This window comes from Actinomycetota bacterium (assembly GCA_005888325.1).
GTDB lineage: Bacteria > Actinomycetota > Acidimicrobiia > Acidimicrobiales > AC-14 > AC-14.
The window spans coordinates 16085-33942 of record VAWU01000067.1; the positions used below are offsets into that span (position 1 = coordinate 16085).

20 protein-coding genes are annotated in these 17858 nt (G+C 69.6%); 11 read left to right on the forward strand and 9 right to left on the reverse strand.

Annotation, left to right across the window (positions count from 1 at the left end; all coding sequences use genetic code 11):
- Nucleotides 1-23 precede the first annotated feature (23 nt).
- Both E6G06_19885 and E6G06_19890 read left to right on the forward strand, forming a co-directional pair.
- Nucleotides 24-1112 carry an acyl-CoA dehydrogenase gene (locus E6G06_19885; GenBank protein TML86726.1) on the forward strand — a complete coding sequence of 363 codons (1089 nt, stop codon included), beginning with the start codon at nt 24-26 and terminating at the stop codon, nt 1110-1112.
- Nucleotides 1004-1921: a class I SAM-dependent methyltransferase gene (locus tag E6G06_19890; GenBank protein ID TML86727.1), complete on the forward strand. Its 918-nt coding sequence runs from the start codon at nt 1004-1006 to the stop codon at nt 1919-1921. Before E6G06_19885 ends, E6G06_19890 begins: the two co-directional genes overlap by 109 nt.
- 6 nt (nt 1922-1927) lie before the next feature.
- Here E6G06_19890 and arsC read toward each other — a convergent pair whose 3' ends face one another.
- Genes arsC through E6G06_19905 form a run of 3 tightly spaced genes read right to left on the reverse strand, consistent with a single transcriptional unit; the run spans nt 1928 to nt 4658 of the window.
- On the reverse strand, nt 1928-2287 hold the full coding sequence (arsC, locus tag E6G06_19895; GenBank protein ID TML86728.1) for an arsenate reductase (glutaredoxin): 360 nt from the start codon (nt 2285-2287) through the stop codon (nt 1928-1930).
- Nucleotides 2284-3834: a long-chain fatty acid--CoA ligase gene (locus E6G06_19900; GenBank protein ID TML86729.1), complete on the reverse strand. Its 1551-nt coding sequence runs from the start codon at nt 3832-3834 to the stop codon at nt 2284-2286. Before E6G06_19900 ends, arsC begins: the two co-directional genes overlap by 4 nt.
- The gene (locus E6G06_19905) at nt 3750-4658 is read right to left on the reverse strand and encodes an SDR family NAD(P)-dependent oxidoreductase (GenBank protein TML86730.1); all 909 of its coding nucleotides are present in this window, start codon (nt 4656-4658) and stop codon (nt 3750-3752) included. The genes E6G06_19900 and E6G06_19905 overlap by 85 nt, the downstream gene beginning before the upstream one ends.
- Before the next feature lie 74 nt (nt 4659-4732).
- Here E6G06_19905 and E6G06_19910 point away from each other — a divergent pair, with 74 nt between their 5' ends.
- The 4 genes from E6G06_19910 to E6G06_19925 are packed head-to-tail and all read left to right on the forward strand — an operon-like array spanning nt 4733 to nt 7567.
- Complete coding sequence (locus tag E6G06_19910; GenBank protein TML86744.1) at nt 4733-5131, forward strand: Zn-ribbon domain-containing OB-fold protein; 399 nt, start codon at nt 4733-4735, stop codon at nt 5129-5131.
- 10 nt (nt 5132-5141) lie between these two features.
- Nucleotides 5142-5831 carry a hypothetical protein gene (locus E6G06_19915; protein TML86731.1) on the forward strand — a complete coding sequence of 230 codons (690 nt, stop codon included), beginning with the start codon at nt 5142-5144 and terminating at the stop codon, nt 5829-5831.
- A gap of 26 nt (nt 5832-5857) precedes the next feature.
- On the forward strand, nt 5858-6412 hold the full coding sequence (locus E6G06_19920) for a LemA family protein (protein ID TML86745.1): 555 nt from the start codon (nt 5858-5860) through the stop codon (nt 6410-6412).
- Nucleotides 6413-6451: 39 nt separating this feature from the next.
- A complete protein-coding gene (locus tag E6G06_19925) occupies nt 6452-7567 on the forward strand; it encodes a thiolase family protein (GenBank protein TML86732.1) in 1116 nt (371 codons plus the stop codon).
- A 27-nt stretch (nt 7568-7594) separates the two neighbouring features.
- Here the strand turns inward: E6G06_19925 and E6G06_19930 are convergent, their stop codons facing one another.
- The 5 genes from E6G06_19930 to E6G06_19950 are packed head-to-tail and all read right to left on the reverse strand — an operon-like array spanning nt 7595 to nt 12755.
- Nucleotides 7595-8536 (reverse strand): acyl-CoA dehydrogenase, encoded by a 942-nt coding sequence (locus E6G06_19930; GenBank protein ID TML86733.1) that lies wholly within the window; start codon nt 8534-8536, stop codon nt 7595-7597.
- Nucleotides 8537-8572: 36 nt separating this feature from the next.
- On the reverse strand, nt 8573-9715 hold the full coding sequence (locus tag E6G06_19935; GenBank protein TML86734.1) for an acetyl-CoA acetyltransferase: 1143 nt from the start codon (nt 9713-9715) through the stop codon (nt 8573-8575).
- Complete coding sequence (locus E6G06_19940) at nt 9712-10890, reverse strand: acyl-CoA dehydrogenase (protein ID TML86735.1); 1179 nt, start codon at nt 10888-10890, stop codon at nt 9712-9714. Before E6G06_19940 ends, E6G06_19935 begins: the two co-directional genes overlap by 4 nt.
- A 3-nt stretch (nt 10891-10893) precedes the next feature.
- The gene (locus E6G06_19945; protein TML86736.1) at nt 10894-11817 is read right to left on the reverse strand and encodes an SDR family oxidoreductase; all 924 of its coding nucleotides are present in this window, start codon (nt 11815-11817) and stop codon (nt 10894-10896) included.
- An 11-nt stretch (nt 11818-11828) separates the two neighbouring features.
- Nucleotides 11829-12755, reverse strand: a complete 927-nt coding sequence (locus E6G06_19950; protein TML86746.1) for an SDR family NAD(P)-dependent oxidoreductase — start codon at nt 12753-12755, stop codon at nt 11829-11831.
- Between the two features lie 84 nt (nt 12756-12839).
- Between E6G06_19950 and E6G06_19955 the strand changes: the two genes are divergently transcribed.
- A complete protein-coding gene (locus tag E6G06_19955; GenBank protein TML86737.1) occupies nt 12840-13334 on the forward strand; it encodes a MaoC family dehydratase in 495 nt (164 codons plus the stop codon).
- A 130-nt stretch (nt 13335-13464) separates the two neighbouring features.
- Nucleotides 13465-14238, forward strand: coding sequence for an SDR family oxidoreductase (locus tag E6G06_19960; protein ID TML86738.1), 774 nt, complete (start codon nt 13465-13467; stop codon nt 14236-14238).
- A gap of 15 nt (nt 14239-14253) precedes the next feature.
- On the opposite strand, the gene E6G06_19965 is transcribed toward E6G06_19960, so the two are convergent.
- Complete coding sequence (locus E6G06_19965; protein ID TML86739.1) at nt 14254-14529, reverse strand: hypothetical protein; 276 nt, start codon at nt 14527-14529, stop codon at nt 14254-14256.
- A 172-nt stretch (nt 14530-14701) separates the two neighbouring features.
- On the opposite strand from E6G06_19965, the gene E6G06_19970 reads away from it, so the two are divergent.
- The 3 genes from E6G06_19970 to E6G06_19980 all read left to right on the forward strand — a co-directional run.
- On the forward strand, nt 14702-15112 hold the full coding sequence (locus E6G06_19970; GenBank protein TML86740.1) for a VOC family protein: 411 nt from the start codon (nt 14702-14704) through the stop codon (nt 15110-15112).
- A gap of 122 nt (nt 15113-15234) precedes the next feature.
- A complete protein-coding gene (locus E6G06_19975; protein TML86741.1) occupies nt 15235-17160 on the forward strand; it encodes an adenylate/guanylate cyclase domain-containing protein in 1926 nt (641 codons plus the stop codon).
- Nucleotides 17151-17858 (forward strand): hypothetical protein (locus E6G06_19980; GenBank protein ID TML86742.1); only part of this gene is annotated, 708 nt, incomplete at its 3' end. The genes E6G06_19975 and E6G06_19980, both read left to right, overlap by 10 nt.

Here is a 17858-nt window from a genome sequence, read left to right on the forward strand (position 1 = left end):
TGTCAGGGATGTAGGTTCGGGCCGTGGACTTCGATTTCAGCCCCGATCAGCACGCGCTGCGTGAGACCGTGCGCGCCTTTCTCGGCGCCGAGACGCCATCGTCCTACGTGCGTTCGATGATCGACGACGAGCGCGGTTTCACCGACGACCTCTGGGCGCGGATGGCCGAGCTCGGTTGGGTCGGCCTGTTGATCCCTGAGTCCGACGGCGGCGCCGGCGGCGGCCTCGTCGATCTCGTCGTCGTGCAGGAGGAGATGGGCAAGCTGCCCCTCCCCGGTCCGTTCTTCTCGTCGGCGGTGATGGCGACGCTCGCGGCCCGCGGGCTCGGGGCGACCGAGCTGCTGGGCGACATGGCATCGGGTGCACGCCGCGGCACGTTCGCGCTCGAGGAGCTCGGGGCGGGTGATCCGCTGCTCCGGGTCACCGCGACTGCAACGGGCTCGGGCGACGGGTTCGTGCTCGACGGGCACAAGCCGGTCGTGCTCGACGGCCACACCGCGGACTGGGCGATCGTCGTCGCCCGCACCGACGACGGTCTGGGCGCGTTCCTGGTCGAGGCGCCCGAAGGAGAGCCCGTGCCGACGCTCGACGTCACCCGCAAGGTGGCGCGCCTGCGCCTCGAGCAGCGGCCGGCACGGCGGCTGGGTCCTGCGGGAGACCAGACGGAGCTGTTGCGTCGCATCGTCGACGACATCACGGTCGCGCTGGCCGCGGAGACCGTGGGCACGTGCGACGCCGCGTTGGCGCTCGCGGTCGAGTACTCCAAGCAGCGGGTGCAGTTCGGCCGTCCCATCGCGACGTTCCAGGTCATCAAGCACAAGATCGTCGACATGCTCCATCAGCTCGAGCTGTGTCGCGTCGGCACCCACTATGCGGCGTGGACGAGCGATGTCGACGATCCGCAGCGCGAGACCGCGGCGGCCATGGCGAAGGGCTTCGTCGGTGAGGCGTCCAACTTCATCACGGCCGAGAACATCCAGGTGCACGGGGGCGTCGGCTTCACGTGGGACGTCGACTGTCACCTCTACTTCCGCCGGGCGAAGCAGAACGACGTGCTGTTCGGCTACCAGGGCTGGCAGCGCCAGCGGCTGGCAGATCTCGTGCTGCAGTGACCGAGGCGTCCTCGTTCCGGAGGATCCTGACCGAGCAGCAGTACGGCACCGCCGACAACCTCGCGGCCCGTCAGGCCATCTACCGGTGGGCGGAGTCGCCCGTCGACGCGTCGCGCTGGGCGCTCGACCTGATCGCGTGGCGGGGGGGCGAGCGGGTCGTCGACGTCGGCTGCGGGAACGGCCGCTACCTGCCGTTGGCCCGTGAGCGCGGTGCCTCGTTGGTGGTGGCGTGCGACCTGTCGGCCGGGATGCTGGCCGGGATCGAGCCGTTCGGCCTCCATCGCATGCTCGTGCAGGCCGACGCCCAGTCGCTGCCCCTCAATTCCGACTCGGTCGACGTCGCCCTCGCCATGCACATGCTGTATCACGTGCCGAGCGTCGTCACCGCGGCACGCGAGTTGCGCCGCGTGGTGCGACCCGGCGGCACGGTCCTGGCGATGACGAACGGGCGCGACCATCAGGCCGAGCTGCAGGCGCTGGCCGCTGATGCCATGTCGGCCGTGGCGGGCGTCCGCGTCGAGCGGCCGAGCCTCATCGCCGGGTTCACGTTCGAGAACGGCGAGGATCAGCTCGCGGCGGCGTTCACGCGGATCGAGGCACACGAGCTGCGGCGGAGCCTCGCCGTGCCCGACGTGGCACCGCTCGTGGCGTACATCGACAGTCAGCGCGTGCCGGTCGCGTGGCTGCTGCCGGACGTGGCCATGTGGCCGGCGGTGCTCGAGGAGGCCGGGCGGATCGCGGGGGCGCGCATCGCGCGAGACGGTGTCTTCCGCGCCAGGACACACGTCGGCGTGTTCGTCTGTCGCTGACGCGTCTCAGTCGAGCAGGTCGAGCAGCTTCTCGGGCGGCCGGGCGATGACCGCGCGGTCGTCTCGGATCACGATGGGCCGCTCGACGAGGACGGGGTGCTCGACCATGGCCGCGATCAGCGCGTCACCGTGCTCGTCGGCCAGGGCGAGCTCGCGGTAGACGGCCTCACCGGTGCGCATCATCAGGCGTGGGTCGTCGATCCCGAGCTGTCGCATCACCCGCCGGATGTCGCCGGCCGACGGGCTGTCGTCGAGGTAGCGGAAGTACTGCGCCTCGACACCGCGACCGTCGAGCAGGTCGCGGGCGCCGCGGCACTTCGAGCAGCCCGGGTTGAACCAGACGCAGACCTCGGGTTCGTCGCTCATGTCGATTGAACCAGCTCGTGCTTGAGCACCTTGCCGGTGGCGTTGCGGGGAAGCGTCTCGAGGAACGTGATGCGCCGCGGCACCTTGTAGTCGGCCAGCCGTTCGGCACAGAAAACCTGCAGCTGCTCGACCGACAGCGTGGCGCCCGGCCGCAGGACCGCGAACGCGGCCAGGTCCTCGCCGAGCACGTCGTGCGCCACACCGATGACCGCGGCCTCCTGCACGGCGGGGTGCTCGAGCAGCACGCCCTCGATGTCGGTCGCGTAGATGTTGTTGCCGCCGCGGATGATGACCTCCTTCTGGCGACCCACGATGTAGAGATAGCCGTCGTCGTCGACGTAGCCGAGGTCGCCCGTGTGGAGCCAGCCGTCCTCCCACGTGGCGGCGGTCGCCTCGGGGTCGTTGTAGTACTCCCGCTCACGGCCGGGCATGCGGATGTGGATCTCGCCCACGTCGCCGGGCGCCAGCACGCGGCCGTCGGGCCCCACGCTGCGCACCTCCATCGGCGGCATCGGCTTCCCGACCGACCCGATGCGCCGCGACGACTCCTCCTTCGGCATCGAGCAGTAGGCGGGCCCCGCCTCGGTCATGCCGTAGCCGTTCGACACGGTTGCCCCGGGGAGCTTCTCCTGCAGGCGCCGCAAAGTGTTGGGTGCGAGAGGGGCGCTTCCGAGCGAGCACATCCACAGGCTCGACAGGTCGGCGGAGTCGAAGCGCGGGTGGGCGATCAGCAGCTGGGCCATCGCGGGCACGATGAACGCCGCGCCCGGTCGCTCGCGCTCGACGGTCGACAGCCACGTGCCGGCGTCGAACTTCGGCATGTAGAGGGCCGTCATCCCCATCTTCATCGGGTTGTAGATGAACGAGATGCCCGCGAACGTGAACAGCGGGCTGCCGTGCAGCCAGTAGGAGCCGCTCCACTCCGGCACGTTGTTGGGGATGAGCGCCGAGTTGCGGTGGCGCACGACGACGCCCTTGGGCCGGCCGGTGGTGCCCGAGGTGTACATGATGTCGGCAAGGTCGTCGGGGGAGACGGGCACCTGGAACTCGCCGGCGTCGTCGTCCAGCGCGTCGTCCCACTGTTCGGTGGTGATCACCACTCCGGCCAACCCACGAGCCGCCTCGCGGAGCGGACCGCCCGTGACGATGGCGGCGACCTCCGCGTGACCGAGGACGAACGCGAGCTCGCGCGCCACGAGTCGGGTGTTGGTGGGGACGGCCACCGCCCCTGCCTTGTGCACCGCCGCGTAGGCGACGATCCAGCGCAGCACGTCGGCCGAGTCGAGGTAGATGGCGACCCGGTCGCCCTTGGCCACGCCGCGTCCCACGAGGCCGCGCGCCAGGCGGTTCGACTCGGCCTCCCACGCCGCGAACGTGATGTGCTCGCCGTCGACCGTGCGGTACGCGATCGCATCCGGCACCCGCCCCGCCATGAGCCGCAGCTGATCGACGAGGAGCACGCTCATCCGCCGGGGTTCTTCGGCGCACCTCGGCGGTGCTCGCCGAAGAGCCCGTTCTTCTCGTCGGCCAGCTCGGCTGCCGTCCATCGGGTGCCCTTGTCGATGGTGTTGGCGATGCTGAAGGGGGCCACGAGGTGGACCTGGCCGCCGTACACGATGAACACCTGTCCGTTCACGTCGCCCGCCTCCTCGCTCGCCAGCCAGGCCACGACGGGCGCGACGTTGGCCGGGTCCCACGGGTCGAACTCGGCGTCGTTGGCGTCCATGAACCCGCCCGCGAGGTTCTCTGTCATGCGCGTGCGGGCACGGGGTGCGATCGCGTTGGCGGTGACCCCGTAACGCCCGAGCTCCCGCGCGAGCACCCACGTAAGCGAGACGATGCCGCCCTTGCACGCCGCGTAGTTGGCCTGTCCCGCGCTGCCGAACAGCCCGGCCTCGCTGGACGTGTTGACGATGCGCCCGGCGACGTTCTCCTCGCCCGCCTTGGCGCGGGCCCGCCAGTGCATGGCCGCGAAGTGGGTAGGGGCGAAGTGGCCCTTGAGGTGGACGTTGACCACCGCGTCCCAGTCGGCTTCCTCCATGTTGAAGCTCATGCGGTCGCGCAGGATGCCGGCGTTGTTCACGAGGATGTCGAGCCGGCCGAACCGGTCGATCGCCTGCTGCACCAGGTCGCGCGCGCCGTCCCACGTCGCGACGTCGTCACCGTTGGCCTCGGCCTCGCCGCCGGCAGTTGTGATCTCGTCGACCACCTGCTGGGCCACTGCCGTGTCGGTCCCGCCTCCCTCGAGCGCCGCGCCGCGGTCGTTCACGACGACGCGGGCCCCTTCGGCCGCGAGCAGCAGCGCTTCGGCCCGTCCGATGCCGCGTCCCGCGCCCGTGACGATGGCGGTCCTGCCGTCGAGCATTCCCATGGCGGGTGACAGTAGCGTCAGCGATCATGAGTGAGGCGCGCAGGCCCGCGGTCGGCAGGCCCCGTGTCACGAGCATGCGATTCGATCTGCCCACGCCCGACACGTCGACGCGCCCCTTCTGGGACGCGGCTCGCGACGGCCGCTTCCTGATCAAGCGGTGCCGAGCCTGCGCGCGCGCCCACTACTACCCGCGGCCCTTCTGCCCCCACTGCTGGAGCGACGACGTCGACTGGGAGGAGGCGAGCGGGCGGGCCTCGCTGTACACGTGGTCGGTCGTGCATCAGAACGACCTGCCCCCGTGGCCCGACCGGGTTCCCTACGTGGCCGCCGTCGTGGACCTCGAGGAGGGACCGCGTGCGATGACCAATATCGTCGACTGCGACTTCGAGAGCCTGCGGGTCGATATGCCGTTGCGGGTCGCCTTCCGCGCAGCCGACGACGAGGTGATGCTGCCGGTGTTCCGGCCGGCCTGACGCACGCGCCATGCAGATCGCCGTCGTCGTCGTGGTCGTCGTCGTCGCCGTCGTCGGCGGCTACCTCATCTCGCGCCAGATCACCCAGAAGCGCCGCGCGGCTCTCACCGCGGTGGCGACCAGCCTCGGCTTCCGCTACGCGCCCGATGATCCGTTCGACACCGTCGACCTGCCCTTCGCGTTGTTCAGGCGCGGCGACGGGCGCGGCGTCGAGAACGTGCTCTGGGGGGTGGCGGGCAACCTTGCGGTCCGGGTCTGCGACTACTGGTACTACGACGAGAGCACCGACTCGAAGGGAGGTCGAAGTCGCAGCTATCACCGCTTCTCGTGCTCCACGACGTCGATCGACGCGCACGTCCCGGGCATCACCGTGGGACGTGAGAACGTCCTCACCCGCTTGGGGGGAGCCCTCGGCTTCGACGACATCGAGTTCGAGTCGGAGGAGTTCAACCGCGCCTTCCGGGTGAAGAGCGAAGACCGCAAGTTCGCCTTCGACCTGATCGACGCGCGCATGATGGCGTTCCTGCTCGACGCGTCGAGCGGTTGCACGTTCGAGGTGGTGGGGTCCGACCTGTTGTGCGCGACGCGCCGGGTGCGGCCCGCGGAGCTGCCGAGCCTGGTGCAGGTGCTTCAGAGCTTCCACGCGCACGTGCCCAACGTGGTGTGGAGCCTCTACCCGGCGCGAGGCTCGTCGCCGTGACCGTGATCTGGGTCGTCCTCGGCACCATGGGTGCCGTCGTGCTCGCGGTCGCGTCGTCGTACAACCGCTTCGTCCGCCAGCGGAACCTCATCCGCGACTCGTGGTCGAACATCGACACCGAGCTGCGCCGGCGCCACGACCTCATCCCCAACCTGGTGGAGACCGTGGAGGGCTACGCGGTGCACGAGCGAGAGGTTCTCTCCGAGGTCACCGAGGCGCGCGCGGCCGCAGTCGGCTACATGGAGCCCGCCGGCACCGTGAGGGGGTCCGAGCCCACCGCGGCGCAGGCCGGCGCGGAGAACGCGCTCGTCGGGTCGCTCCGCAGTCTGCTCGCGGTCGCCGAGCGCTACCCCGACCTGAAGGCCGACACCGCCTTCCTCGCCCTGCAGGACGAGCTCACCAACACCGAGGACCGCATCCAGGCGGCCCGGCGCTTCTACAACGCCAACGTGCGGGCCTACAACCAGCGCGTCGAGTCGGTGCCGTCGAACGCCATCGCGTCGGTGTTCGGCTTCCGGACCGAGAGGTTCTTCGAGGTGGAGCCGGTCGCGCGCGAGCGCCCGCCCACGGCCACACTCTGACGGCGCTCTCTGACGCAGGCGTCAGCTAAGCTCGCCGTCATGCCCGAAGCCGTTGTCGTCTCCTTCGCCCGCACTCCGGTCGCCGACGCCTACAAGGGCTCGCTGGCCCGGACCCCCATCGTCGAGCTCGGCAAGATCGCGATCGCCGAAGCCCTGAAGCGGTCGGGTGTCTCCCCCGACGACGTCGACGACGTGGTCATGGGCGAGGTGCTCCAAGGCGGCGGCGACCTCGCCCGTTACGTCGCACTCGACCTGGGCCTGCCGCTCGACACACCCGGCGTCGCGATGAACCGCCAGTGCGGCAGCGGTCTGCAGGCCGTCAATGCCGCTGCCGCGTCGATCAAGGCGGGCATGGACAAGGTCGTCATCGCCGGCGGGCTCGAGAGCATGACGCACACGGTGTCGGGGTTCATCCCCGACAGCCATCCGGAGACACCCGACGCCCCGACGCGCAACATGGGGGTCACCGTGGGGGAGAACACCGCCGACAGGTGCAACATCACCCGCGAGGAGATGGACGAGTGGGCCTACCACTCGCACATGCGGGCGATCGCCGCCATCGACGCCGGTCGCTTCGTCGACGAGATCGTGCCCGTCGAGATCGAGGGCGGCATCTTCGACACCGACGAGCATCCCCGCCGCACGACCTCGCTCGAGAAGCTGGCCGCGCTGCCCGCCATCTTCAAGGAGGGCGGCCGGGTCACCGCGGGCAACTCGTCGAGCCTCAACGACGGCGCCGCTGCGCTCGTGATCGTCGACGGCGACTACGCCAAGGCTCACGGCCTCGAGCCCCTGGCCACCATCAGGAGCTGGGCGTGTGCCGGTGTCGCGCCGCGCGACACGGGTATCGCCCCGACGATCGCGATCCCGCGCGCCCTCGAGCGCGCCGGCTTGACCACGGCCGACGTGAAGCTGGCCGAGATCAACGAGGCCTTCGCCTCGATGGCCGTCGCCTGCACCCGGGTGCTCGGCTTCTCGCCCGAGAACGTGAACGTCGACGGCGGCGCGGTCGGCATCGGCCATCCCGTCGCCGCCTCGGGCGCCCGCATCCTCGGCCACCTCGTCATGGAGCTGCGCCGCCGCGGCGGCGGGCACGGCGTCGCGTCGCTCTGCGCGGGCGGCGGCATGGGCATCGCGACCGTCATCGAGGTCTGACCAACCCAGAGAGAACGAGGGTGGTGGTCAGAGGATGAGAGAGGCGAGGCGGTCGCGGTGCCAGTCGCTGGTGCCGAGGAGGTACTCCGACGCATAGGCGCGGCGGATGTAGAGGTGGAGGTCGTGCTCCCACGTGTAGCCGATCCCGCCGTGGATCTGGATGGCGTCCTTGGCGTTGAGCTTGGCCGCCTCGCCCGCCATCACCTTGGCCACGTGCGCGGCGCGGCGCAGCTCGGGGTCGCCTGCGTCGATCGTCATGGCCGCGTAGTAGACCGCGCTCCACGCCTGCTCCTTGACGAGCGCCATGTTGGCCAGCTTGTGCTGTATCGCCTGGAACGAGCCGATGGGCCGGTCGAACTGCACCCGCGTCTTCGCGTAGGCGAGCGTGGTGTCGAACAACCACCGCACCGTGCCCATGAGCTCGGCCGCGAGCGCCACGTAGGCGCGGGCGAGCACGCCCTCGAGTGCGGCGCTCGCGATCGGCACGCTGTCGCCATCGCCGCTCGGGTCGACCGAGTAGAGCCGGCGCGACGAATCGATGGTGGCCACGAAGCGGGCGGGCGGCCGCTCGAGGAGGCGTACGCGCGGGCCGGACGGGTCGGGCTCGACGACGGCGACGACGTCGGCGCGTTCGGCCTCGAGCACGTACGGGTGCCCCGGGAGCGCCACGGTGCCGACACCAACGCCCGGCTCGGCGCCGGCGGCGGCGAGCAGCGGCGCGTACAGCGCGGTGGTGGCGAAGAACGGCCCCGGCGCGAGCACCGCACCGGTTTCCTCGAGGAACAGGCACAGGTCGACGAGCGGGCCCGCCCCGATCTCCGTCCATTCGCGCAGGTGCTTCCACAACGGCCCGGCCGCGCCCGGGTCGTCGGCGTGGGCGCGGACCAGCGACGTCGGGCACTCCTTGGCGAGCAGCGAACGGGCGGAGTCGCGCAACAGCTCCTGCTCGGGCGTGAGCGTGAAGTCCATGTCGCTAGAAGTCCATGTCGCTAGAAGTCCATGTCCCTATGCCGCCCCGAGGATCACGGTGCTGGCCGAGGAGAACCAGCCACCGGTGCCGTTGACGCAGGCGATCTCGGCGTCGGGCACCTGACGGGGGCCGCACTCGCCGCGCAGCTGCCGGGTCGCCTCGACGAGCAGAAAGATGCCCCGCATGCCCGGATGACACGCGGAGAGGCCGCCGCCGTCGGTGTTGGTCGGCAGCGCGCCGCCGACGCGCAGCTTCCCGTCCGCCACGAACGGCCCGCCCTCTCCCTTCTTGCAGAACCCCAGCCCTTCGACGGTCAGCAGCACCATCGGGGTGAACGCGTCGTAGAGCTGGCACACGTCGACGTCGTCCGGCGTGATCCGCGCGCGCCGGAACGCCTGCTCGCCCGACCGTACGCACGGCGACTCGGTGAAGTCCTCCCATTCGCTCATCGTCGTGTGTGACACGGCTTCGCCCGTGCCGAGCACCCACACCGGGGCCTTGGCACAGTCGCGGGCGCGCTCCTCGCCGGCGAGGATGACGGCGCCACCGCCGTCGGAGCGGACGCAGCAGTGCAGCTTGGTGAGGGGGTCGGCGATCATCCTCGAGCCGAGCACGTCGTCGATCGTGATCGGGTCGGTGTGGTAGGCGTCGGGGTTCAGCGAGGCGTTGTGGCGGGCCGACACCGCGATCTCGGCCAACTGCTCGATGGTCGTGCCGAACTCGTGCATGTGCCGGCGGGCCACCATGGCGTACTTGGCGATGAGCGTGTGCCCGAACGGCGCGTCGAACTGCGTCGGGCCGCGCGTGCCGAAGCTCAGGTTCGCGCTGCGGAGACGCTTCTTCAGGTCGGCGCGGGCGGTCGACCCGTAGGCCAGCGCCACGACGTCGACGAGCCCGGTGGCGATCGCCGCGTAGGCGTGCTCGAGCATGACCTCCCACGTGCTGCCACCGACGCTGGTGGAGTCGACCCAGCTGGGCCTGATCCCCATGAACTCGCCGACCTCGATCGGTGCGAGCGTGCCGAGGCCGCTCGACATGAAGCCGTCGATGTCGTCCTTGGTGAGGCCCGCGTCGGCGATCGCGCGTGCGGTTGCCTGCTGGTGCAGCGCGAATGCGCTCTTGTCGTCGACGCGCCCGCAGTCCGACAACGCCGCGCCCACGATCGCGACGCGCCTCACCCGCCACCCCGCGGGAGGCCGAGCACCCGCTCGGCGATGATGTTGCGCTGGATCTCGGAGGTCCCGCCGGCGATGGTGTTGGCGAAGCTGGTGAAGAAGCTCCGCACCCACCGCCCAGCGTCGGGGTTCACCTCGCGATCGACCACCACGGCCATCTCGCCTTCGAGCTCCATGCCCAGCTCGTAGAGCGCCTTGCCCTGCTCGGACACGGCCAGCTTGAGGTAGGAGTGCTCGGGCGCCGAGCTGCCCTGGGCGAAGCTGCTGAAGCCCTTGTAGCCGAGGGCGCGCAGGCCCGCCACCCGGGCGTACGCGTCGGCGAGCCGGCGGCGCACGACGGGGTCGCGGTCCTGGCCCGTGCGGCGGGCCAGGGCGACCAGCCCGTCGAGCGAGAACTGCAGCGCGGACACGCCCTGCACCCAGAGGCCGCCGCGCTCGTGCGCGAGTGAGCCCATGGTGATGCGCCACCCGTCGTTCATCGCGCCGATGAGGTTGTCGCGGGGCACGATCACGTCGGTGAAGAACACCTCGGCGAAGTCGACGTTGCCGGTGATGTGGCGCAGCGGCCGCACTTCGATGCCCGGCGTGTCCATGTCGAGGATGAGGACGCTGATCCCCTTGTGCTTCGGCGCCGCGAGGTCGGTGCGGGCGTAGAGGAAGCACTTCTGCGCCCACATCGCGTACGAGGTCCAGACCTTCTGGCCGTTGACCACGAACTGGTCGCCGTCGAGGACCGCACGGGTCGAGAGCGACGCGAGGTCGGAGCCGGCGTCGGGCTCGCTCATGCCGATGCACCACACCGTGTCGCCTCGCAGAGCCGCGGGCGCGAGCGCCTTCTGCTCGTCGGTGCCGAACTCCAGCAGGCTGGGCGCGACGATGGCGTAGCCGGGGAAGTGCAGCGCCCGGGGCAGGCCCCGGGCGGACATCTCCTCCAGGTAGATCAGCGTCTGCACGGGCGTGGCGTCACGTCCACCGAGCTCGGGTGGATAGCCGGGCACCAGCCAGCCGTGGTCGAACAGCGTCGCCTGCCAGGCGCGCGCCCAGTCAGGGATGCCGCCGCCCCCTTCGTCGTCCTGCGGGAAGTCGCGGCCGCGCGCCTCGGACGGCGCGTTGGCGTCGAGGAACGTCGCCAGCTCGGCCCGGAACGCCTCTTCGTCCGGGCCCCAGGCCAGTTCCACGCGCTACCCCTCGAACGAGAACATGAACGGCGGCACGCCGGGCGCGCTCTTCGCGAAAAGCGCGTCGCGCCCGTCGGCGATGCTCTCGATCGTCCACGGCTTGTCGGCGGTGATCTCGGTGACCGGACGCCAGCCCTGCACGATCTGGGCCAGCCCGCCCTGCACCTTCACGACCTGGCCGGACACACCGTCGGAGAGGTCGGACGCCAGCCAGCCGACGACCGCGGCCACGTTCTCGGGAGCGAAGCGGTCGAACTGGCCTTCCTTGGCCTGCATGAACTCACCCGCGCCCGGGGTGGCCTCGGTGAGCCGGGTGCGCGCCACCGGCGCGATCGCGTTGACGCGCACCCCGAGTCGCTCGAGCTCGCGCGCGAGCACGATCGTCATCGCCGCGATGCCCGCCTTCGCCGCCGCGTAGTTGAGCTGGCCCGCGTTGCCGTAGAGGCCCGACTCCGACGCGGTGTTGATGATCTTCGCGTTGACCGGCGCGCTCGTCTCCTTGAACCGCGCCCGCCAGTACGCGGCTGCATGCCGGCTGGGGCAGAAGTGGCCCTTCAGGTGGACGGCGATCACCGCGTCCCAGTCCGCCTCGTCCATGTTGAAGCTCATCTTGTCGCGCAGGATCCCCGCGTTGTTCACAAGGATGTCGAGCCCGCCGAACACCTTGACGGCCTGGTCGACCATGCGTCCGGCGCCCTCGAAGTCGGTGACGCTGTCGTAGTTCGCCTCGGCCGCGCCGCCGGCCGCCTGGATCTCGTCGACCACCTGCTGGGCGGGGGTCTGGTCCTGCCCCTCGCCGGTCATGGCGCCGCCGACGTCGTTGACGACCACCTTGGCGCCCTCGGACGCGAGCAGCAACGCCTCGGTACGACCGATGCCGCGCCCTGCGCCGGTCACGATCGCGACCTTTCCGTCGAGCAGTCCCATCCCCGCGCCTCCTACTTGCTGCCCGGCAGCACCATGCCGGGGTTGCGCGACCGGAAGACGAACGCGTTGACGGTGGGACCGATGTCGGCCGGCCGCCACTTCGTCGGCCCTTCCTTCGTCTTGCTCTCGAACAGCTCGCCCAGCTGCCACGGCTGGTAGTGGGCGATGGTGTTGCCGACGGCCCGGAACACCTGGCCGGTGACGTGCAGTGCCTGGTCGGAGGCCAACCACGCCACCATGGGCGCGGAGTTGCCCGGGTTCATGGCGTTGAACTCGGTGTACTCGTCGGGCTCCTTGATCTCGATGTCCTTCATGGCCTGGCCCACCATGCGGGTGAAGCCGCCGGGCGCGATCGCGTTGACGCGGACGCCGTAGCGCCCGAGCTCGAGGCTGGTGATGATCGTCATCGCCGCGATGCCCGCCTTGGCCGCGCCGTAGTTCGACTGGCTCGCCTGGCCCTGGAGGCCTGCGCTCGACACGGTGTTGACGATGGCGGCCCGGGGCTGGTCGCCGGCCTTCGACTGCTCACGCCAGTACGCCGACGCGTGACGGCTCATGCACCACGTGCCCTTGAGGTGCACGCGGATGACGGCGTCGAAGTCGTCCTCGCTCATCGAGAAGATCATGCGGTCGCGCAGGATGCCGGCGTTGTTAACGAGGACGTCGAGCCGGCCGTAGGTCTCGACCGCCTGGTCGACGATGCTCTTCGCGCCGTTGAAGTCGGCGACGTCGTCGTAGTTGGCCACGGCCTCGCCGCCGCGACTGCGGATGATCTCGGCGACCTCCTCGGCCGGCCGCTTGTCGGCGCCCTCGCCGGTGACGGAGCCGCCCAGGTCGTTGACGATGACCTTCGCGCCTTCGGCGGCGAGCTCGAGCGCCTCACCCCGGCCGACACCGTGCCCGGCCCCGGTGACGATCGCCACCTTGCCGTCGAGAATCCGGTCGTCGGGAATGCCCACAGGTCCTCCTCTTCGGTTATCGTCTGACGCTCGTGTCAGGGTAGTCGCGTCCGAGGAGGGTACATGGCGGTCGACACCAGCATCATCGGCAGGGAGACGGGGCGTGCGCGCGTGCAGGTCGAGCGTGCGCCGCTCGCCAACTTCGCCAAGGCGGTGAAGGACGACAACGCGGTGTACAGCGACGTGAACGCGGCCGAGGCGGCCGGGTTCGATGGCGTCCCCGCGCCGCCCACCTTCGGCTTCGCCCTCGAGTTCTGGGGCCGCTACCCCGAGCTGCAGCAGGGGCTGAAGCCGGTCGAGGGCAACCCGATGTTCGAGGTGATCGGCAAGCTGATGCAGAACGGCGGCCTGGTGCTGCACGGCGAGCAGGAGTTCGAGTACCACCGTCCGATCGTGGCGGGCGACGTCCTGCGCAGCGAGGGCAAGGTGGTGGACGCGTACGAGAAGGAGAGCAAGGGCAAGACGATGACGTTCGTCGTGTCCGAGACGGTGTGGAGCGACGACAAGACCGGGGAGCCGGTGCTGACGGCGCGGTTCAATCTGATCCACCGTCGATGAAGGGGCTTGGGGGGCGGGGCCTGAGCTCGCATCCGTCGCCAACCCCGCCCGTCCCCGACGGATGCGACTCAGGCCCCGCTTGGAGTACTGGCAACGACGCACGCATCGAGGTGTGTGAGATGAGGTTGAGATGAGGTTGGAAGGAAAGGTCGCGATCATCACCGGGGCCGGGCAGGGGATCGGGAAGGCGTATGCGGCCCGGTTCCTCGACGAGGGGGCGAAGGTCGTCGTCGCCGACTACAGCAAGGAGCGGGGCGAGTCGGCGCTGGCAGAGCTGAAGGGCAGGGGCGAGGTCGTGTTCGTGCCCACCGACATCGCCGTCGAGGAGTCCGCCAACGACTGCGCCGCCGAGACGATCGATCGATTCGGCACCATCGACATCCTCGTCAACAACGCCGCGCTCTACTACGACATCGACAACTCCGACAACAGCCCCGAGTATCTCAAGCGGGTGTTCGACGTGAACCTGCACGGGGCGTGGTTCATGTCGAGAGCGGTGACGCCCACGATGTGCGAGAAGCGCTGGGGGCGCATCATCAACCAGTCGTCGGGTGCCGCCTATATGTACCTGATGCCTCCGCAGGAGAAGTTCCACGAGCTGGGAGCGTTCACGTACAGCCAGACCAAGTGGGGCATCGTCGGTCTCACCAAGTTCATGGCCGGTCAGCTCGGTCAGTACAACGTGCTCGTCAACTGCATCGCACCCGGCGTCACCATGACCGAGGCGACGAAGAAGATCGTCCCCGAGGAGTTCATGGGCATGGTCACGATGATGAGCGCGATGAAGCGCACGCTCGAGCCCGAGGACCTGGCCGGCACCGCGGTGTTCTTCGCCAGCGACGACGCCAACTTCGTCACCGGCCAGGTCCTGTGCGTCGACGGCGGCGCCTGCATGCCCGCCTGACACGTCTCCGTCGAATCAGACTGGCCGCGGGCTCTCAGTCGCGATTCGTCCTGGCCCGGCCATCAACGCCAGCGTCTCGTCGAGCGACCGGAAATGGACAAGAGGGTCCGCGTGGCGATGGACGGCGCGCCATTCGTCGCCCTCGCGCTGAAACACGGAGGTAGCGCGAAGTCGCCAGGGGTCGGTTACGCCACGACCCTCGAACCTGACGTCCGCGAGCCGCCCGTCGAGCCAGGCCTGCTGGGCTCGCCGCACGTCGTTCAACAGCGTCAGCGCGATGTCGTCAGCCACGCGGCCAATGTACGTCTGCGTGCTCGTGTCGCCGCGCCCGGCCGTGCGGACTGCCCCGCCGCGTCGGGTTCGTCGGCAATCGGGTACACCCGCGGGGTTCGCGTCGTTCCGCGAGGGCAGCCGCGGAGAGCGCCTCTAGGCTGGCCGCACGACTCAAACGCGGGAGGCTTCGATGCCGATCACCAGAGGGTTCAATCACGTAGCGACGCTGACAACCAACATCGAGCGTCACGCGGATTTCTACAAGCGGGCGTTCGGAGCCGAGGTCACGTTTCGGATGGACGCCACGCCCGACCACCCACGCATGTTCATCCTCGACCTCGGCGGCGGCGCGGCCCTCAATGTCTTCGAGGCGTCCCCGGATGAGATCGTCGGCGAACAACGGAAGCAGGGCGGCCGGGGCGCGATCGATCACTTCGCCCTGGCCGTCGACTCGCTCGCCGCCCTCGAGGACGTGAAGCAGCGACTCATCGACGCCGGAGCCGACATCGGCGAGATCCAGCGCCTGGGCAGCGAGTGGTCGCTGTTCTTCCGTGACGTCGACGGCATGGAGCTCGAGGTATGCACCCCTGTCGACGAGTGACCTGCGACGCGCGAGATCACAGCGCGCAGCCGTAGGGGTTCTGCGGTAGCCGGCGGCTGCCGCGGCTGGTTGACGACCGTCCGCCCCGGGCGCGGCGATGCCTGGTGGATACCCTTGGCGTCGTGGACCGAGATGACATCTTGGGCTCGGCTCGAAGGGCGGCGGCCGACCACGCCTGGGAGGAAGCGTTCGCGGCCTACCGCGCGGCCGATGCCCTCGACGAGCTGTCGCCGGAAGATCTCGAGGCGCTCTCCATCGTCGCGTTCTGCGCGAGCCGCATGCCCGAGGCGGTCGACGCTCGACAGCGCGCATACGTCCACTACGAGCGGGCGGGACGGACTCCCGAAGCCGCGTCGGCCGCCCTGAATGTCGCGCTCTTGCACTTTGGTAGCGGAAACACCTCCGCCGCCTCCGGCTGGCTCGGTCGGGCCCAGCGGCTCCTCGACGGGGTCCCCGAGACGGCCGCCCATGCGCTCTTGGCATGGATCGAAGGTCAGACCATGGCGCGCTTGAAGGCATTCGAGCAGGCGCAGGACAAAGCCCGAGAGATGGAGGCGATTGCCGGCCGCGTCGGTGATCCGGACCTCCTCGCGATGGGGATCAGCATGCAGGGTTACCTGCGCACGCTCACCGGAGACGTGGCCGCGGGCCTGGCACTGATCGATGAAGCGCTGACAGCGGTGCTCGCGGGCCAGATGGGACCGCTCGCCAGTGCCGAAATCTTCTGTGAGATGGTCGTCTCGTGCATCGAGGCCGCGGACTTCCAACGGGCCGCTGAGTGGCTCGACACCGCCGAGCGCGCAGGCCGGCAGTTGACGTGCTTTCCCGGTTGTTGCCGGGTCCACCGAGCGACGGTCCTGCGACACCATGGCGAGTGGCAGGCCGCGCAGGAGCACGCGAAGCAGGGTCGGTCCGAGGTGGCGGGGCTCGAGGTCATCCATGAAGGGATGGCGCTGACGGAGCTGGGGGAGCTCCACCGATGCAAGGGTGAGATCGCGCTGGCAGAGCAGGAGTTCGGTGAGGCCTACGAAAAGGGCTGGCCGCCTCAGCCGGGAATGGCGCTGCTGCGCCTACGAAACGGCGACGTCGACGCCGCCAAGCAGGTGATCGGGCGCGCCGTCGATTGGGCCGCCGATGAACTGCCGGCGTTGGTTCGACTCCTGCCGGCACAGGTCGAGATTGCGATCGCCGCCGGCGACAGCGCGCTCGTCGAGACAGCGGCCGCGAGGCTGGCGGATGTGGCCTCTAGGGTGCGCTCGAGCACCGCTGCCGCCGCGAGTGCCTTCGTCACCGGGTTGCTCGAACGCCAGCGGGGAAACCTCACGGCGGCGGCGCGGCAGCTGGAGCTGAGCGTCCGGGCGTGGCAGCAGGTGCGAAGTCCCTACGACGCGGCACGAGCTCGGATGCGGCTGGCCGATGTCCTGGCTGATCTCGGCGACGCCGAGTCGGCGAGGCTCGAGCTCGCTGCCGCGCGCGCCACGTTCGAACGGCTGGGAGCCACCCCCGAGGCCCGCGAGGCGGCGCGGCGACTCGGCGACGACGCACCCAGGCATGCGACGCGCACCTTCATGTTCACCGACATCGTCGATTCGACCGCGCTGTTGAGCGCCATCGGCGACGAAGCTTGGGACGGAGTGCGCCGATGGCACGATCGCATGGTCAACACCGCCGTCGCTGAGCACCGTGGAAGCGTCGTGAAGGGAACAGGAGACGGCTACTTCGTGACGTTCGAGGAACCGACGCTCGCAGCCGACTGCGCGATCGCGATTCAGCGAGCACTGGACGACCATCGCCGACGAGACGGCTTTTCGCCTTCTGTGCGCATCGGCCTGCACGTCGGGTCGGCAGTCGCCGCGGGGGACGACTACTCGGGTCGGGACGTCGTCATCGCGGCTCGCGTCGCCGCGCTTGCCCAAGCTGACGAGATCCTCGTCAGCGCGGCGGTCGCCGACCAGGTGCAAGGTCACGTTGCTGCGGAGAGCCGGAGATCAGCTGACCTCAAAGGAATCCGCGAACCTGTGGACGTCGCCGCGATCGTGTGGCGGTGAACGCGTGGCGGCTGTTGCCGCGGACAACCAGATCGCTCGCGGAGCGCGAGTGCCTCAATCCGGTCCGTGTCGGCGCGGCCGTGCTGCCTCAACGCTCGCCCTGTACCCTGCTGGTTGTCATTACGTCAGTAGCATGTCTTCTACTCAGCTCGTGTGAGTGGACTCAGTACCGCTTCGGGCCGGCCCACACTGGGCACAATCCCGCGGAATCGGCCATCACCGCGGGCAATGTCTCGCAGTTGCAAGCGGCATGGGCCGGTCCGCAACTCGGCATCCCCTTCGACGCGTTGGTGGTCGGAGACTCGATCCTCGTGGGCTATTGGGACGACATTCGACCCGCTGCGCTCTCGGCCCTCGATCCTCATCACGGCTCCGTGCGCTGGTCGATCATCTTCCCCAGCAACGTTGGCACCACCACGCCGAGCTATGGAGGAGGTCGGCTGTACGTCCCCACCCGAGTCGTCGGCAGTTTGGACAACGCGACGCTGAAGGCCTACCGGGCCAGCGATGGAGGCCTGCTGTGGTCTTCTCCGAGCGGCTTTCCCAACAGCGCGCCCACGGTCGTCGGCGACATCGTCTATCAGAGCTTCGTCTCGCTCGGTCCGGCCAGCGGATGGGAGGCGCACGACGCCGCCACGGGCAACGTGCTCTTCCGGGCACGAGCGTCGGGGTTCGGTTATCCCACCGTCGCGGTCGCG

What these genes read in the sequence shown, in the direction of transcription:
- arsC (TML86728.1), bottom strand. Translation starts at nt 2,287, where the DNA reads ATGAGCGACGAACCCGAGGTCTGCGTCTGGTTCAACCCGGGCTGCTCG.
- E6G06_19900 (TML86729.1), bottom strand. Translation starts at nt 3,834, where the DNA reads ATGGACGGCAGCCGAGCTGGCCGACGAGAAGAACGGGCTCTTCGGCGA.
- E6G06_19905 (TML86730.1), bottom strand. Translation starts at nt 4,658, where the DNA reads ATGGGAATGCTCGACGGCAGGACCGCCATCGTCACGGGCGCGGGACGC.
- E6G06_19910 (TML86744.1), top strand. Translation starts at nt 4,733, where the DNA reads ATGCGATTCGATCTGCCCACGCCCGACACGTCGACGCGCCCCTTCTGG.
- E6G06_19915 (TML86731.1), top strand. Translation starts at nt 5,142, where the DNA reads ATGCAGATCGCCGTCGTCGTCGTGGTCGTCGTCGTCGCCGTCGTCGGC.
- E6G06_19920 (TML86745.1), top strand. Translation starts at nt 5,858, where the DNA reads ATGGGTGCCGTCGTGCTCGCGGTCGCGTCGTCGTACAACCGCTTCGTC.
- E6G06_19925 (TML86732.1), top strand. Translation starts at nt 6,452, where the DNA reads ATGCCCGAAGCCGTTGTCGTCTCCTTCGCCCGCACTCCGGTCGCCGAC.
- E6G06_19930 (TML86733.1), bottom strand. Translation starts at nt 8,536, where the DNA reads ATGGACTTCACGCTCACGCCCGAGCAGGAGCTGTTGCGCGACTCCGCC.
- E6G06_19945 (TML86736.1), bottom strand. Translation starts at nt 11,817, where the DNA reads ATGGGACTGCTCGACGGAAAGGTCGCGATCGTGACCGGCGCAGGGCGC.
- E6G06_19955 (TML86737.1), top strand. Translation starts at nt 12,840, where the DNA reads ATGGCGGTCGACACCAGCATCATCGGCAGGGAGACGGGGCGTGCGCGC.
- E6G06_19960 (TML86738.1), top strand. Translation starts at nt 13,465, where the DNA reads ATGAGGTTGGAAGGAAAGGTCGCGATCATCACCGGGGCCGGGCAGGGG.
- E6G06_19970 (TML86740.1), top strand. Translation starts at nt 14,702, where the DNA reads ATGCCGATCACCAGAGGGTTCAATCACGTAGCGACGCTGACAACCAAC.